Source organism: Oleiphilus sp. HI0066 (assembly GCF_001635725.1).
In genome coordinates, this window is record NZ_LWFH01000676.1 from 1 (window position 1) to 804 (window position 804).

The window sequence follows — 804 nt, forward strand, 5'->3', positions numbered from 1 at the left end:
ATGGGCGTTGTTAGCGCCAGTCTTTGTTCCAATGTTAATGCTTTCTGGAATTTCGCCAGAAATGACGCAAGTGGCTTATCGTGTGGGGGATTCCGTGACTAACATTATCACCCCTTTAATGCCGTACTTTGGGATAGTGGTGGCCTTTGCTCAGAAATATGACAAAGAAGCTGGTATTGGTAATATCGCCGCGGTGATGTTGCCTTACAGCATCATCTTATTGATTGGCTGGGGATGCTTATTGGGCTTGTGGCTAAGCATGGGTTGGCCGCTGGGTCCTGGTGTATAAGCCATAAAAATCTTATAAAAAAGCCCCATTAGCATTCTGTTAATGGGGCTTTTTTATAAGATTCGCATCGTTAACCCGATCTCGGAATACAAAAAAGAGCGCGAGATAATAACGAATGCGTGAATCGCTTTTTCAATTCTCAGAGTATAAAAATGCTCTCAAACTTCTTTCTCAATGGAACATCGTTTATGCGTCTAGTGTTTACCTTGCTTAGCTCTTTAATTTTATCTCTGCCAGCATTTGCTGAATTAGAGGGTAAGCGCCCGAAGCCTGAAGGCTGGTTTTATGGCATTGGTGTAGGGTTTTCGGAAAGTATCTACAAGGGCGATGGTAATCGTGTCATTCCAATTCCGGGTATTGGATATATTGGTGAGCGTTTTAATTTACTTGGGCCTTTTGTCAGTTATGAGCTGTATGAGAACGGCCCATTTGATGCAAACGCTAAGCTCGCAGTTAGGTTTGATGGTTACGACGCGGACGACAGTGATTTTTTAAAGGGTATGAAAGACCGCGAT

Annotated in this window: 2 protein-coding genes; both read left to right on the plus strand. The window is 43.3% G+C overall.

The features are described 5' to 3' along the window. Positions 1 to 289: AbgT family transporter (locus A3738_RS08580; protein WP_197473719.1), on the plus strand; the 289-nt coding region annotated here is incomplete at its 5' end. Positions 290 to 477: 188 nt separating this feature from the next. After that, on the plus strand, positions 478 to 804 hold a 327-nt coding region (locus A3738_RS08585; protein ID WP_197473720.1), incomplete at its 3' end, for a MipA/OmpV family protein.